The organism is Actinoplanes sp. NPDC051470, assembly GCF_040682035.1.
In the GTDB taxonomy this organism is placed as follows: domain Bacteria; phylum Actinomycetota; class Actinomycetes; order Mycobacteriales; family Micromonosporaceae; genus Actinoplanes.
On the sequence record NZ_JBFBAA010000005.1, the window covers coordinates 229969 to 243796 of the forward strand.

The 13828-nt window shown below is 71.2% G+C and carries 14 protein-coding genes; 9 read left to right on the top strand and 5 right to left on the bottom strand.

Translation table 11 applies throughout. The features are described 5' to 3' along the window. Position 1: 1 nt before the first annotated feature. Together AB0M54_RS12180 and AB0M54_RS12185 are read right to left on the bottom strand one after the other, a co-directional pair. Positions 2-520: a GNAT family N-acetyltransferase gene (locus tag AB0M54_RS12180; RefSeq protein WP_364470610.1), complete on the bottom strand. Its 519-nt coding sequence runs from the start codon at positions 518-520 to the stop codon at positions 2-4. A 17-nt stretch (positions 521-537) separates the two neighbouring features. Further along, positions 538-1719 carry an FAD-binding oxidoreductase gene (locus AB0M54_RS12185; RefSeq protein ID WP_364322273.1) on the bottom strand — a complete coding sequence of 394 codons (1182 nt, stop codon included), beginning with the start codon at positions 1717-1719 and terminating at the stop codon, positions 538-540. A gap of 139 nt (positions 1720-1858) precedes the next feature. Here AB0M54_RS12185 and AB0M54_RS12190 point away from each other — a divergent pair, with 139 nt between their 5' ends. After that, positions 1859-3922, top strand: coding sequence for a S9 family peptidase (locus AB0M54_RS12190; RefSeq protein ID WP_364470612.1), 2064 nt, complete (start codon positions 1859-1861; stop codon positions 3920-3922). 138 nt (positions 3923-4060) lie between these two features. Here the strand turns inward: AB0M54_RS12190 and AB0M54_RS12195 are convergent, their stop codons facing one another. After that, a complete protein-coding gene (locus tag AB0M54_RS12195) occupies positions 4061-4414 on the bottom strand; it encodes an STAS domain-containing protein (protein WP_364322269.1) in 354 nt (117 codons plus the stop codon). A gap of 145 nt (positions 4415-4559) precedes the next feature. Here AB0M54_RS12195 and AB0M54_RS12200 point away from each other — a divergent pair, with 145 nt between their 5' ends. From AB0M54_RS12200 to AB0M54_RS12225, 6 genes are read left to right on the top strand one after another with little or no spacing between them, the layout of a single operon-like run. After that, positions 4560-5399 carry an STAS domain-containing protein gene (locus tag AB0M54_RS12200; RefSeq protein ID WP_364470614.1) on the top strand — a complete coding sequence of 280 codons (840 nt, stop codon included), beginning with the start codon at positions 4560-4562 and terminating at the stop codon, positions 5397-5399. A 1-nt stretch (position 5400) separates the two neighbouring features. Then, the gene (locus tag AB0M54_RS12205) at positions 5401-5808 is read left to right on the top strand and encodes an STAS domain-containing protein (protein WP_364470616.1); all 408 of its coding nucleotides are present in this window, start codon (positions 5401-5403) and stop codon (positions 5806-5808) included. Then, the gene (locus AB0M54_RS12210; protein WP_364322263.1) at positions 5805-6200 is read left to right on the top strand and encodes an anti-sigma regulatory factor; all 396 of its coding nucleotides are present in this window, start codon (positions 5805-5807) and stop codon (positions 6198-6200) included. The genes AB0M54_RS12205 and AB0M54_RS12210 overlap by 4 nt, the downstream gene beginning before the upstream one ends. Continuing rightward, positions 6197-7228 (top strand): SpoIIE family protein phosphatase, encoded by a 1032-nt coding sequence (locus tag AB0M54_RS12215; RefSeq protein ID WP_364322261.1) that lies wholly within the window; start codon positions 6197-6199, stop codon positions 7226-7228. The genes AB0M54_RS12210 and AB0M54_RS12215 overlap by 4 nt, the downstream gene beginning before the upstream one ends. Beyond that, complete coding sequence (locus tag AB0M54_RS12220) at positions 7221-8558, top strand: sensor histidine kinase (RefSeq protein WP_364470618.1); 1338 nt, start codon at positions 7221-7223, stop codon at positions 8556-8558. Before AB0M54_RS12215 ends, AB0M54_RS12220 begins: the two co-directional genes overlap by 8 nt. Next, a complete protein-coding gene (locus tag AB0M54_RS12225) occupies positions 8555-10090 on the top strand; it encodes a SpoIIE family protein phosphatase (protein WP_364322257.1) in 1536 nt (511 codons plus the stop codon). Before AB0M54_RS12220 ends, AB0M54_RS12225 begins: the two co-directional genes overlap by 4 nt. On the opposite strand, the gene AB0M54_RS12230 is transcribed toward AB0M54_RS12225, so the two are convergent. After that, positions 10087-10701, bottom strand: a complete 615-nt coding sequence (locus AB0M54_RS12230) for a TetR/AcrR family transcriptional regulator (RefSeq protein ID WP_364322255.1) — start codon at positions 10699-10701, stop codon at positions 10087-10089. The genes AB0M54_RS12225 and AB0M54_RS12230 overlap by 4 nt on opposite strands. Positions 10702-10723: 22 nt before the next feature. Further along, on the bottom strand, positions 10724-12292 hold the full coding sequence (locus AB0M54_RS12235; protein ID WP_364322253.1) for an MFS transporter: 1569 nt from the start codon (positions 12290-12292) through the stop codon (positions 10724-10726). Positions 12293-12443: 151 nt separating this feature from the next. Between AB0M54_RS12235 and AB0M54_RS12240 the strand changes: the two genes are divergently transcribed. Together AB0M54_RS12240 and AB0M54_RS12245 are read left to right on the top strand one after the other, a co-directional pair. Further along, positions 12444-12977: a SigE family RNA polymerase sigma factor gene (locus tag AB0M54_RS12240; protein WP_364322251.1), complete on the top strand. Its 534-nt coding sequence runs from the start codon at positions 12444-12446 to the stop codon at positions 12975-12977. Next, a complete protein-coding gene (locus AB0M54_RS12245; RefSeq protein ID WP_364470620.1) occupies positions 12974-13738 on the top strand; it encodes a hypothetical protein in 765 nt (254 codons plus the stop codon). The genes AB0M54_RS12240 and AB0M54_RS12245 overlap by 4 nt, the downstream gene beginning before the upstream one ends. Positions 13739-13828: the final 90 nt, after the last annotated feature.

A 13828-nucleotide genomic window follows, 5' to 3' on the forward strand; every position in this document is an offset into this window, starting at 1 on the left:
GTCACACCAACAGCTTGCGGTAGACGCGGTAGTCGGTGGGGACGGCCAACATCGGGGCGAGCGCGGGATAGTGCTCTTCGATGGCGCCGATCCTCGTCTGTTCGTACCCCAACCGGGTGTACCAGGCGTGCAGGAATTCCTTCGACGCCAGCCTGCCCCCGCGTGGGACCAGCAGCTCGAGCTGCATGGCGCGGCGGCCGGTGGCCCGCACCGCCGACTCGACCCAGGCGACCAGGTCACGGCCGATGCCCTGGCCCCGCCGCGCGGGGTCGGCGGCCAGCAGGCCGAACTCGCCCGTCTGGTCATCGAGCAGCTGGACCCGGACCACCCCGGCCAGCCGGCCGTCGCGCCGGTCGGCGACCAGCTCACCGGCGACCAGCAGCGACGCGACCTCGTTCGGGTCGGTGCGGGTGGCGCCCGCGTGCCACAGGCCGCGTTCCGACTCGTCGTAGACCAGGTTCACCAGCCGGGTGATGTCGTCGACGAGGGCGGAGTCGGCGGCGGTCAGGCGTTCGATCATCGGACCATCAAACCGCGTCAGAACAGCTCGCGGCGACCGGCCATGTCGACCTCGCGGGCGATCGCGGGTGGCGCGCCGATGATCACCGCGCGGCCGCTGCGGGCCATCAGCACGCTGCGGACCGAGTCGACGATGCCCTCGACGCGCTGCGGTTCGAGGTCGCCGGGCAGCACGGCGTGGACCGTGCCGACGCCGGCCGAGCCCCGGATCGGCACCGCGCCGCCGGCCGCGTCGCGCAGGGCGTACACGGCGGCGTGGAGGTCTTCGATGCGGACCGAGATGCGTAGCGCGACGTCCTTGACGCCGAACGGGTAGCGGCCCCACCAGGTCGGCGCGATCTCGGCGACCTCGGCGCCCGGGCCCAGGGACCGGGCCAACCGGCCGGCCCGCTCGACCACCGACTGGGCCCCGCCCTCGAGCAGGACCGAGACCGCGCCGGGCGGTTGGGCCGTGGTGCGGCCGCCGGGCGCGGGCGTGGGCAGGTCGACCTCGACCGCGCTGGGATCGACCTGTTGGGCCAGGGCCTCGTCGACCAGGTTGTGGACCTGGAGCGGGGTGGACACCGGCACCGAGACCCAGCGCCGGGCGGCCGGCAGCGGTTCGAGGCGCAGGGCCGCGGAGAGGAGCACGCCGTCGAAGTCGTCGCCGACCAGCTCGGCCTCGCGCCTTTGCCCGTCGGCGTCCACATAGCCCACCCCGGCGACCTGGCCGGCCGGGGCGCCGTACTTGTGGCGCAGCGGGCCGGACTCGTTGGTGGCGAGCATGCCGCCGACGGTGGCCGATCGGGACGGCGGGTCGACCGCCAGCCGCTGGCCACGCAGGGCCAGGGCGGCCTGGAGCGCCCGCACCGGGGTGCCCGTGCCCACCTCGGCGGACAGTTCGGACGGACGGTGGTTCCACAGGCCGCCGAGGCGCCCGGTGTCGACCAGGAGGTCGACGCCGGCCGGTGGCGTACCCCAATCGATCTTGCTGCCGGACCCCCGCGCCCGCGCGGCGAGCCCCCGCTCCGCCGCGATCCGCAGGGTGTCCTCGACCTGACGCGCGGTGGCGGGCACGGTGACGAAGCTGACCCGCCGGCCGCCGACGGTGTCGATCGACCGGGCGGTACGCGCGAAGTCGGGACCGCTGATGTCGGCCAGCGCGCGCAGCACCGGCTCACGGCGTGGTGGTAACGGAGGCGAGCCATTCGTCGCGGGCATCACACATTCCCCTGACATCGATGACCCCGAAGATCGTCCATTCTGGCGTATCGTACACATGTTCTAATCGCCCCGGGGAGAGCTGTTCATGCGACTAGTCACACCTGACATGGGTGAACTCGCCGGTATCCTGAGCGGGGTGACGAGCAATGTGCCTTCGGCCGCCCGTGTGCCCTCGGAGCGGACCTTCCACGGCGACACGGTGACGGACGACTATTCCTGGCTGGCAGATAAGGACAACCCCGACACGATCGCCTATCTGGAGGCCGAGAACGCCTTCGCCGAACAGGCCACGGCCCATCTGGCCGGCCTGCGCGAGACGGTCTTCGGTGAGATCAAGGCGCGTACGCAGGAGACCGACCTGACCGTCCCGGTCCGCAAGGGCGAGTGGTGGTACTACACCCGCACCGAGGAGGGCAAGCAGTACGGCATCCACTGCCGGGTGCCGGTCCGTCCAGGTGAGACCGATCCGCCGGCCGAGGGTGCGGCGGGTGAGCAGGTGCTGCTCGACGGCAACGTGCTGGCCGAGGGCAAGGAGTTCTTCCAGCTCGGCGCGTTCGACGTGAGCCCCGACGGTCACTGGCTGGCCTACTCGACCGACTTCACCGGCGACGAGCGGTTCACGCTTCGGGTCAAGGACCTGCGCTCCGGCGAGGTGCTGGCCGACGAGGTCACCGATACGGGTTACGGCAGCGCCTGGTCGCTCGACGCGTCGGTGCTGTTCTACATCACGGTCGACGAGGCCTGGCGTCCCTACCGCGTGTGGCGCCACATCATCGGCCGCCCCGCGTCCGACGACATCAAGATCTTCGAAGAGCCCGACGAGCGCTTCTTCGTCGGCGTCGGGCTCACCCGCAGCGAGAAGTTCATCCTGATCGACGCCCACAGCAAGACCACGTCCGAAGTACGAGCGATTCCCGCCGACACCCCGACAGCCGGGCCGGTGCTGGTCGCCCCGCGCCGGCAGGGCGTGGAATACAACGTGGAGCATCACGGGCACCGGTTCCTGATCCTGCACAACCACGAGGCCGAGGATTTCGCGCTGGCCTACACGTCGGCCGACGCACCGGGTGAGTGGGTCGAGCTGATTCCCGAGGAGCCCGGCGTCCGGCTCGAGTCGGTCGACTCGTTCCAGCGACACGTGGTGATCTCGCTCCGCAAGGACGGTCTGACCGGGCTGCGGGTGATCGCCGACGGCAGCACCGAGGCGTACGACATGGAGTTCCCCGAGCCGCTCTACAGCGTCGGGCTGACCTCCACCCCGGAATACGACACGTCGTCCGTGCGGATCAGCTACACCTCGATGACCACGCCCGAGTCGGTGTACGACGTCGACCTGATCACCCGCGCGATGACGCTGCGCAAACGCCAGCCGGTGCTCGGCGGCTACGACCCCGAGGGGTACGAGCAGTTCCGCGAGTGGGCGGTGGCCGACGACGGCACCAAGGTCCCGATCTCGATCGTGGCGCGCAAGGGCACACCGCGCGACGGCACGGCGCCGTTGGTGCTCTACGGCTACGGGTCGTACGAATACAGCATCGACCCCTACTTCTCGATCGCCCGGCTGTCGCTGCTCGACCGCGGGGTGGTGTTCGCCATCGCCCACATAAGGGGCGGCGGCGAGATGGGGCGGCGCTGGTACGACAACGGCAAGATGCTCGCCAAGAAGAACACCTTCACCGACTTCGTGGCCTGTGCCCAGGCCGTGGTCAAGCACGGGTGGACGTCGGCCGACCGGCTGGTCGCCCGCGGCGGTTCGGCGGGCGGGCTGCTGATGGGCGCGGTGGCCAACCTGGCCCCCGAGGCGTTCGCGGGGATCGTGGCGCAGGTGCCGTTCGTCGACCCGCTGACGTCGATCCTCGACCCGTCGCTGCCGCTCACCGTCACCGAGTGGGAGGAGTGGGGCAATCCGCTCGAGTCGGCTGACGTGTACGCCTATATGAAGGCCTACAGCCCTTATGAGAACGTCCGGGCGGTTCGGTACCCGCGGATCCTGGCCATGAGCGGGCTCAACGACACCCGGGTCCTCTACACCGAGCCGACGAAGTGGGTGGCGCGGTTGAGGGCGGTGGCGCCGGAGGGGTCCTATCTCCTGAAGACGGAGATGGGGGCGGGCCATGGCGGGCCCAGTGGGCGCTATGACGCGTGGAAGGAAGAGGCCTTCGTGGCCGCCTGGATCCTGGATGTGGTGGGGCTGGCCTAACCCCCCGCCGCCCCGGGGGAGGTGTGCGATGAACAACCCCGCGCTGTGAGGGAGCAGCGCGGGGTTGGGAGACGCGCGGCCGTCCAGCCGCACGACAAAGCCCCCCTCGGTCGAGGGGGGCTTTGCTCGAAGATCGGGCTAGGCGGTCGGGCTTTCCTGGGCGTCGACCGCCTCGTCCACCGAGGGGTAGGTGTGCAGCACCTCGACCAGGCCGCTCACCTCGAGGATGCGCAGCACGCCCCGCTGGGGGGCGGCCAGGCGGACGACACCGCCGGCGTCGTCGGTGCTGTTCTTGGCGCGAACGAAGACCGACAGGCCCGTCGAGTCGCAGAACGACACCTCGGCCAGGTCGAAGACCAGGCGGTTGCGACCCTTTTCGAGCAGGTCGCTGATCTGGTCCTGGAGCTGGGGGGCGGTAGCCATGTCGAGCTCGCCGGCCACCGAGACCACGACGACGTCGCCGCGTTGTTCCGTTTGCACCGTCAGGGACATTCAGGACCTCCCAGTTCTGTGCAGACGGTACTCCACGGACCTCGTGGCGTGCAGCACGGGGCGTTAGTTGGCTTACAGCAAGTATTAGCAGGTCCGGTGATAGAGTCCCGCCGTCGGATAGGGGACCACAGCTGGGGAGGCCGCAGTGGGGCTGAGTTCGGACGAGGCGAGTCGCTTCGCCGGCCTGTTGAAAGGACAGGGCGACGAGCTGATCCGCCGCTGGACGGACAGCGTCACCGCCTCTCTTCGCGGCCGGCTGAGCCATGCCGAGCTGGAACGTCAGATCACCGAGCTGCAACGCGGCTTCGGGGCGGCGTTCGAGGCCGGCGCGACCGACCTCGAAGGCGACGCCTCGGCCGAGTTGCGGGGGCTGCTCAGCGACTTCTCGGCCACCCGGGCCCGGCAGGGTTTCTCGGCCAACGAGACCGCGGTCAGCGTGTTCGCGCTCAAGGACGCGGCCTTCAGCTTGCTGGAGGCGAACGACGGCACCACCCTGCGTGACTACCTGGCGTTCTCCGGGTTCGTCGACCAGGCCGCCCTCCACACGGTCACCAGCTATGTCCGGGTTCGGGAAGAGCTGATCGCCGACCAGGCCGAGCAGTTGCTGGAGCTGTCCACCCCGGTGGTCAAGCTCTGGGACGGCGTGGTCGCGGTCCCGCTGGTCGGCACCCTCGACTCGGCGCGCGCCCAGGTGGTCATGGAGCGGCTGCTGCAGACGCTGGTCGACACCGGGTCGCCGTACGCGATCATCGACATCACCGGCGTGCCGGCGGTCGACACCCAGGTCGCCCAGCACGTGCTCAAGACCGTGGTGGCCGCCCGCCTGATGGGCGCCGAGTGCATCATCTCGGGCATCCGCCCGCAGATCGCCCAGACGATCGTGGCCCTCGGCATCGAGTTCGGCGACATCGCCACCAAGTCCTCGCTGGCCGACGCCCTGAAGCACGTCATCAAGCTCAACAGCGCCCGGCTCAAGGGCCGCTGACGTGGAGCGCGTCCCGGTTCTCAAGATCGGCGACGTCCTCCTGGTGTCGATCCAGATCGACATGGAGGACCAGGTCGCCCTCCAGCTCCAGGAAGATCTCGCCGACCGGATCGTGGCCACCGGCTGCCACGGCGTGATCATCGACATCAGCGCGCTGGACATCGTCGACTCGTTCGTGGGCCGGACGCTGGCCACCATCGCGTCGATCTCCCGGGTGCTGGACGCCGAGACCGTGGTGGTCGGCATGCGCCCGGCGGTGGCGATCACCCTGGTCGAGCTGGGCCTGTCGCTGCCCGGCATCCGCACCGCGCTGAACGTCGAGCTGGGCATGGAGATGCTCGCCCGGGCCGCGGACGAGGCCGAACCTGAGGAGGGCGACGACGAGGAACTGCCGGTGCCCACGCCATGACCGATCGGCTCGCGGTCGCCTCCGACCAGGACGTCGTCCGTGTCCGCCAGCTGGTCCGGACCACCGCGGTGACCGCCAAGCTCTCTCTCGTCGACCAGACCAAGCTGGTCACCGCGGCCAGTGAGCTGGCCCGCAACACGCTGGTCTACGGCGGCGGGGGCACCGTCGAGGTGAGCTCGGTGGACAACGGCCGGCGTAAAGGCATCAGGATTGTTTTCGCGGACCAGGGCCCGGGCATCCCCGACCTGGACCTGGCCCTGACCGACGGCTACACCACCGGCGGAGGGCTCGGGCTGGGTCTCTCGGGCGCACGCCGGCTGGTCGACGAGTTCGATATCGACACCAAGGTCGGCGAGGGTACGAGCATCACCGTGACCAAATGGTGCCGATGAGCGGAGCCGCCGTGTCGTCATTGCCCGAGGGTCTGATGGACGACGGCGTCTGGTTCCGCGTCGAGGAAGCCGCGTCGGCCTCGGGCGTACGACGGGCGGCGGAGCGGCTGGGCACCGAGCTGGCACTGCCCGCCAAGCCGATGGCCGACCTGGCCATCCTGGTCGCCGAGGCGGCCGGCAACCTGGTCAAGCACGCCGAGCAGGGCGTGATGCTGGTGCGTACGGTGCGGGACGCGGCCACCGCCGGGGTCGAGGTGATCGCGGTGGACCGCGGGCCGGGCATGGCCGACGTCGCCCGGGCGGCCTTCGACGGGCACTCCACGGCCGGCACGCTGGGCATCGGGCTGGGCGCGATCCTGCGCCAGGCGACCTGGTCCGACCTGCACTCCGTACCCGGCAAGGGAACCGTGCTCGCCGCCCAGGTCTGGCCCGCGACGGCGCCCGCACCGGCCTGGGCCGACGGCCTCACCCGGCCGTTGGCCGGCGAACCGGCCTCGGGCGACGGGTACGCCGTACGCGTCGCCGAGGGCCGGCGGCAGGTGCTGATGGTGGACGGGCTGGGACACGGCCCGCTGGCCGCGGCGGCCGCTCACGAAGCCGTACGCGTCTTCCGGCTCGCCGCCCCCGCACCCCCCGCGACCCTGATCGACGCCCTGCACCGCGGCCTCTCGCACACCCGCGGCGCCGCCGTGGCGGTGGCCGAGATCGACGAGGCCGCCGGTGTCGTGCACTACGCCGGCCTGGGCAACATCTCCGGGTCGATCCACGCGCTCGACGCGCCCCGCCGCGGCCTGGTCTCGCTGCCCGGCATCGCCGGACACCAGCGGCGGCAGGTCCGCGCCTACGACTACCCGTTCCCGCGCGGTGCCGTGCTGCTGATGCACTCCGACGGCGTGGTCGACCGGTGGAACCCGGCCGACTACCCCGGCCTGCTCAGCCGCTCGCCGCAGGTGATCGCGGCGACCGTGCTGCGCGACGCGGGCACCCGCCGGGACGACGCCGGCGTGCTGGTGGCCCGGCATGAATGAGGTCCTGGCCCGCATGCGGCTCCGGGTTCAGCAGGACATCTTCGCCGTCCGCCACCTCGGCCGCGAGGTCGCCCGTGAGGTCGGCCTGGTGGGCCAGGACCAGACCCGGCTGGCCACCGCGCTGAGCGAGGCGGCCCGGGTGATGGTGGCCGGCGGACAGGTCACCACCGTGGCGTTCCTTCTTCGCCGAGACCCTGCACCTACCCTTCTGGTAGAGATGACGGGACCAGGTGACGCCGTCTCGCTCGCCGAGCAGTTGCGGGCGGTCAACCGGCTGGTCGACACGATGGAGGTCGGTGATGGCGAGACGGGTACGGTGGTGCGCATGGCCCGCCGCCTGCCGGCCGGCGCCCATCGGCTGAGCCTCGATTCCATGGACGAGATCCGCTCCCGCCTCGACGCACACCGCCCCGGCAGCCCGCTGGACGAGCTCGCGGTGCAGAACCAGCAGCTCATCGCCGCCCTCGACGAGGTGCGGGCCCAGCGTGACGATCTGGCCCGGCTGAACGCCGAGCTCGAGGAGACCAACCAGGGCGTGATGGCGCTCTACCACCAGCTCTCCGAAGAGCTGGAAGAGACCAACCGCGGCGTCGTGGCGCTCTACGCCGAGCTGGACGAGAAGTCGGTGCAGCTGCGCGCGGCCAGCGAGGCGAAGACCCGGTTCCTGGCCAACGTCAGCCACGAGCTACGGGCGCCGGTCACCGCGATCATCGGGCTGGGCCGGCTGCTGACCGACGACGGCTCGGACCAGCTGACCAGCGACCAGGGCCGCCAGGTCGACCTCATCCGCACCTCCGCCAGCGACCTGCTGTCCCTGGTCAACGACCTGCTCGACCTGGCCAAGGCGGAGGCCGGCCGGATCGAGCCCGCGCGGACCGACGTCGACCTGCGGGCGGTCTTCGGCCAGTTGCGCGGCACGCTGCGCCCGCTGGCCACCCGGCCCGAGGTGACATTTGTCGTCGACGAGCCGGGCCTGGCCTCGATCCGCACCGACGAGGTGCTGCTGGTCCAGGTGCTGCGCAACCTGCTGACCAACGCGATCAAGTTCACCGCGGCCGGCTCGGTGCGGCTCAGCGTCACCCAGGTCGACCAGGACGCCGTCTTCGAGGTCGCCGACACCGGCACCGGCATCCCGCCCGAGCTGCACGAACGCGTCTTCGAGGAGTTCTACCAGGTGCCCGGCAGCCGGGCGCTGAGCGGCAAGGGCACCGGGCTCGGCCTGCCGTACGCCCGGCGCCTGGTGACCATCCTCGGTGGTGGTCTCCGGGTCACGTCCGAGCCCGGGAAGGGGAGCACCTTCACCGTCGCCCTGCCGGTCGGTGCGCCGTGACGCCCGCCACGATCCTGGTCGTCGACGACAGCGCCACCAAGCGCTACCTGCTGGTCAGCTGGCTGAGCCGGGCCGGGTTCTCGGTGCTGGAGGCCGAGACGGGCACCGAGGCGCTGGCCCTGCTGCCCGATTCCGACGTGGATCTGGTGGTGCTCGACGTCAAACTGCCCGACATGAGCGGCTTCGACGTCTGCGAACGCATCAAGACCGATCCGGTGTACGGCGTGCTGCCGGTGATCCACGTGTCGGCCCACGCGGTGGACGTGGTGGACCGGGCGCACGGCCTGAACCGCGGCGCCGACGCCTACCTGGCCGAGCCGATCGAGCCGGACGAGCTGATCGCGACCGTGCAGGCCGTGCTGCGCTACTACCGCGCCCGGCAGCGGGCCGAGACCCTGGCCGCGCGCATGATCACGCTGGCCGAGACCACCCTGGAGATCAACTCGGCGCGCACCCTGGGTGGTCTGCTCCAGGCCGCCGCCGTGGGCGCGGTCAGCATCTTCGGCGGTCCGGTGGTGGTGCTGGCCGAGACCTCCGAGGGTGTCAGCCTGGCCGCCACGGGCAGCCCCCCGGAAGTCATCCCGTGGTCGCTGGACGAGCGCAACGTGGCCGTCGGCTCGCTGGTCCGCACCGACCAGCCCGCCGACTGGGACGTGGCCGAGTGGCCCGAGGGCGAGACGGTGGCGGTGGCCGTGGCCCGGCTGCGCGTCGACCGGCCGCCGGTGTACGTCGCGGTGCCGAACAGCGCCCAGATGCCCGGCTTCCCGGTGCTGCGTCAGCTCGTCCAGGCGATGGCGGCGGCGGTGGAGGCGCAGCGGTCGTACGACGAGGAGCACCGGATCGCGATCATGATGCAGCGCAGCCTGCTGCAGTCGCGGCTGCCGGTGGTGCCCGGCCTCGAGCGGGCCGTCCGGTACGAGCCGGCCGGCAACCAGACCGAGGTCGGCGGCGACTTCTACGAGATGACCATGGTGAACGGCCGTCTGCTGGTGGCGATCGGCGACGTGGCCGGGCACTCGCTGCACGCGGCCACGGTCATGGCCGAGATCCGGCACGCCGTGCGCGCCTACGCGGTCGAGGGCCATCCGCCGGGCGCGGTGCTCGACCTGGTCAATCACTTCATGCGTACGGTGCTGCCGACCGACTCGGCCACGGTCTGCCTGTTCACGATCGAGCCGGCCACCGGTCACGTCCGCCTGGCCAGCGCCGGGCACCCGCCGCCGCTGCTGCGTACCCCCGACGGGGTTCGTTTCCTCGACACCCACGGCCCGCTGCTCGGCATCAACGCCGACCGTCCCGCCGACCTCGAATTCGTGCTGCCGCCCGGCGGGACGCTGGTTCTCTACACCGACGGCCTGGTCGAACGCCGCGACGCGGACATCGACGTCGGCCTGGCCGCCCTGGCCCGGTGCGCCGCCGAGATCGAGGCCGACCTGGACGACTTCTGCAGCCGCCTGCTCGACCGGCTGGCCGGCAACGGGCAGCGCGCCGACGACATCGCCGTCGTCGCGCTGCGCCGAGCCGCTTCCTAGGTCGCCGCGCCGCGCAGGAACGCGTCGACGAGTTTCTCGGCGAAGCCCTCACGCGGGACGTTCGGGTTCCAGTTCAGCCAGTTCTGCACCATGGTGGGTGAGCTCAGCATCAGCAGGCTGAGCTCGATGTCGAGGTCGGCGCGCAGCTCGCCGTTCTCGATGCCGCGGCGGAGCACGGCCCGCGTCAGGTCGCGACGCGGCTCCATCACCGCCGCGAAGGCTTTGCGCAGTTCCTCGTCGCGCACCAGGTCGGGGAGCAGACAGGCGGTGACCTTGCCGTACGCCTCCATGCGCTTGCCCCGGTTCGCGGTGGCCAGGGCGATCAGGTCGCCCCGGATCGACTCGCCGGGCGGCTGCACCGGCGGGCCCTTCATGGTGCGGACCGCGTCGACCAGCATGGCTTCCTTGTTGGGCCAGCGGCGATAGATGGTCGCCTTGCCGACCCCCGCCCGCGCCGCGACCGCCTCCATCGACAGGGCGGAACCGGCCTGCCCCTCGCTGAGCAGGTCGATCACGGCACTCATGATGGCCTCGTCGGCCTTGGCGCTGCGGGGCCGACCTGGAGCCTTGCGCTCCAGGTCGGTTCCGGTTTCCGCGCTCGCGGTCGTCATGGCATCCATTGTTGCCTGCGCGTTACGCCTCGACCAGAGCGACGCCCTGCTCCTCGGCCAGGCTCTCTTCGGTGGTCGGCGCGGGCGCCTGGGCGGGGCGCTTGCCGGGCAGCCAGATCGCGGCCGCGGCCACGCCGAGCAGGGCGACCACGACGCCGCCGATCGACGCGTAGTGCATCGCGGTGATGAAGGCGTCGTTGGCGGACTGGATCAGACCGGAGCCGGCCGCACCGGCCTGCTCGGCCACGCCGTACGCGCCGGAGATGGACTCCTCGGCGGCCGTGCGGGCCGCCGGGGGCAGACCGTCGGCCGCGCCGTCGAGGTTGCTCCGGTAGACCGAGCTGACCACGGCGCCGATCGCGGCCACGCCGAGCGCGCCGCCGACCTGCCGGATGGTGTTGCTGACGGCGGAGCCGACACCGGCCTTCTCCCGCGGCAGGGCGGCCATGATCGACTCGGTGGCCGGCGGCATGACATTGGCCATGCCCACGCCCATCAGGAAGAACAGCCCGCCGACGATCCAGATCGGGGTGGTCGCGCCGATGAAGATGAACCCGGCCAGGCCGGCGGTCACCAGCAGCAGGCCGACCGTGCTGACCGCCTTGGGGCCGAACCGCTGGACCATGGCCGCGCTGCGCGGCGCGAACACCAGCTGGCCGACCGCGAACGGGACGAACAGGGCGCCCGAGGCGAGCGGGCCGTAGTCACGGACCAGCTGGAGGTAGAAGGCGCTGAAGAACATCGCGCCCATCGCGGCGAAGAAGATCAGGCCGATCACGCCGGTGGAGGCGGCGAACTGGCGGTTCTTGAAGAGTTTGACGTCCAGCGCCGGGAACTCGCGGCTGCGCTCCCACAGCACGAAGCCGGTCAGCACGACGGCCGCGCCGAGCAGCGTGCCCCAGGCGCGCGGGTCGCCGAAGCCTTCCTCGCCACCCTCGATCACGCCGTACGTCAGCAGGCTGAGGCCGACCACCGAGAGCAGCACCCCGCCGATGTCGATCCGGCCGGGCTTGGGGTCGCGGGACTCCGGCACCAGCACGGCGACCATGACGATGCCGAAGATCACGACCGGCACGTTGATCAGGAAGACCGAGCCCCACCAGAAGTTCTCGAGCAGCAAGCCACCGACGATCGGGCCGATCGCGACGCCGAGGCCGACGGCGCCGGCCCACACGCCGATGGCGCGGCCGCGCTCGCGCGGGTCGAAGACGTTCGCGATGATCGACAGGGTGGCCGGCATGATCGCGGCGGCGCCCAGGCCCATCACGGCGCGGGCGGTGATCAGCTGGCCGGAGGTCGCGGCGTAGGCCGACACCAGCGACGCGATGCCGAAGATGGACAGGCCGATGATCAGGCTGAGCCGGCGGCCGTAGCGGTCGGCCAGCACGCCGGCGGTGAAGAGCAGACCGGCGAAGACCAGGGTGTACGAGTTGATCGCCCACTCGAGCTGGCTCTGGGTGGCGCCCAGGCCCTGGTCGGGGTCGGCGATGGTGCGCATGGCGACGTTCAGAACCGTGTTGTCCAGAACCACCACCAGCAGGCTGATGACGAGGACGCCCAGGATGGCCCAGCGCCGGGGATGTCCGTTCATGGTGTTCTTCTCTCATTTTCGATACGAGACTGATCCGTATTCCTGACGAAGACTAGATCGCCTCCCACTCGATACGGAACGGGCTCGTATCGAATGTGTCTCTCCTCACGTCCGTTCGAACCCTCGGCGGCTCTGATCCGTACCTCTGTCCGTGCGGGCCGATCGGGAAGGCGCCTACCAGGCGTTCTTCGAGCAATATCACGCCGATCTGGCGCGTTTGGCCTACCTGATCACCGGTGACGCCGACGCCGCGGCCGACATCGCGGCGGACGCGCTGGTGGAGATCTGGCGGCACTGGCGCCGGGTCACCAGCGCCGACAATCCGCTCGGGTACGCCCGGGGCGTGCTCGCCAACACCGCCCGCGGCTGGCTGCGCCGGGAACGCCGGGAACGGCTGGGCCTGCTGCGCAGCCGGCTGACGACCGACGAGTACCGCGGACCCGACGTCCCCGCGGTGCTCGACGTCCGGGCCGCGCTGCGGCAGCTGCCGCTCCGGCGGCGCGAGTGTGTGGTGCTGCGCTATGCGTTCGACGTGCCGGAGAAGGAGGTGGCGGCGATTCTCGGGATCTCGGTGGGCGCGGTGAAGAGCCACACCTCGCGGGGCGCCGACCAGCTGGCCACGCTGCTGCGCAAGGCGGGCCACACGGCCGACTTCGGGCTGCTGCCGGTGCTGGAGCGCCGATGAGCCACTCCGACGACCGGTTGCGCTTCGAGCTTCGGCAGGCCGCCGACGCGTACGAGCCGGACAGCGCGATGATCGCCCGGCGCGCCGCCACCCGGCGTGCGGCCGCCGCCCGCCGCGACCGGATCCGCCCGGCCGCCGTCGCCCTGGCCGTCGTGGCCGTGGCCGTCGGCGGGGTGATCACGGTGCGGCTCGACCAGGACTCCCCCGAGCCGCCGCCCCCGGGCGCGGCCGTCCGGCCACCGGCCGCCGCCCCATCACGGACGCCGGCCGGGAAGGCGCCCAAGCCGAGCCCACCGGCCGCGACCAGCCCCGATCCCGTCACCGAAGACCCGGACCGGCCGCCGGCCGGCAGCAAGGCGCCGAAGAAGCCGCCGGCCACGCCCAGCCTGGTCACCGTCTCGGGGATCGTCGACCAGGCGTCGGTGGCCACCTGGACGCAGAACACGGTCACCATCAAGGCCGACAAGCCGACCTGGGTCTCGGTGACCGTGCGGGTCGAGCGGACCAGGGACGCGGCCCGGGCCGGCTGGTTCACCACCGTGCCCAACTCGGACCTCACGTTCACCGCGAAAGACACCGCGGACGCGCTGCTGTACACGTACACCCTGAAAGAGGGAGCCAGGCTACGGCCCGGCACCTACGTCTTCGCGGCGCAGTTCTCACACGGCGCCGGACGTGGGCCGAGTGGCGACACCTTCACCGTGGACGCCCGCTCCGGGAACGCCGACGCCACCTCCCGCGGCGACTTCATCGGAACTTAAGGAAGTCGAGAGCAACCTTCCCGACCGCTTTCCACGGCTCCGGAAATTCTTGAACGAGCCGGCTCCGGGCGTCCGTATCGATCGACGTAG

Bases quoted from the DNA above. Each gene is read 5' to 3' on its own strand.
- AB0M54_RS12180 (WP_364470610.1), bottom strand. From the start codon at position 520: ATGATCGAACGCCTGACCGCCGCCGACTCCGCCCTCGTCGACGACATC.
- AB0M54_RS12185 (WP_364322273.1), bottom strand. From the start codon at position 1,719: ATGCCCGCGACGAATGGCTCGCCTCCGTTACCACCACGCCGTGAGCCG.
- AB0M54_RS12195 (WP_364322269.1), bottom strand. From the start codon at position 4,414: ATGTCCCTGACGGTGCAAACGGAACAACGCGGCGACGTCGTCGTGGTC.
- AB0M54_RS12210 (WP_364322263.1), top strand. From the start codon at position 5,805: ATGACCGATCGGCTCGCGGTCGCCTCCGACCAGGACGTCGTCCGTGTC.
- AB0M54_RS12215 (WP_364322261.1), top strand. From the start codon at position 6,197: ATGAGCGGAGCCGCCGTGTCGTCATTGCCCGAGGGTCTGATGGACGAC.
- AB0M54_RS12220 (WP_364470618.1), top strand. From the start codon at position 7,221: ATGAATGAGGTCCTGGCCCGCATGCGGCTCCGGGTTCAGCAGGACATC.
- AB0M54_RS12230 (WP_364322255.1), bottom strand. From the start codon at position 10,701: ATGACGACCGCGAGCGCGGAAACCGGAACCGACCTGGAGCGCAAGGCT.
- AB0M54_RS12235 (WP_364322253.1), bottom strand. From the start codon at position 12,292: ATGAACGGACATCCCCGGCGCTGGGCCATCCTGGGCGTCCTCGTCATC.
- AB0M54_RS12245 (WP_364470620.1), top strand. From the start codon at position 12,974: ATGAGCCACTCCGACGACCGGTTGCGCTTCGAGCTTCGGCAGGCCGCC.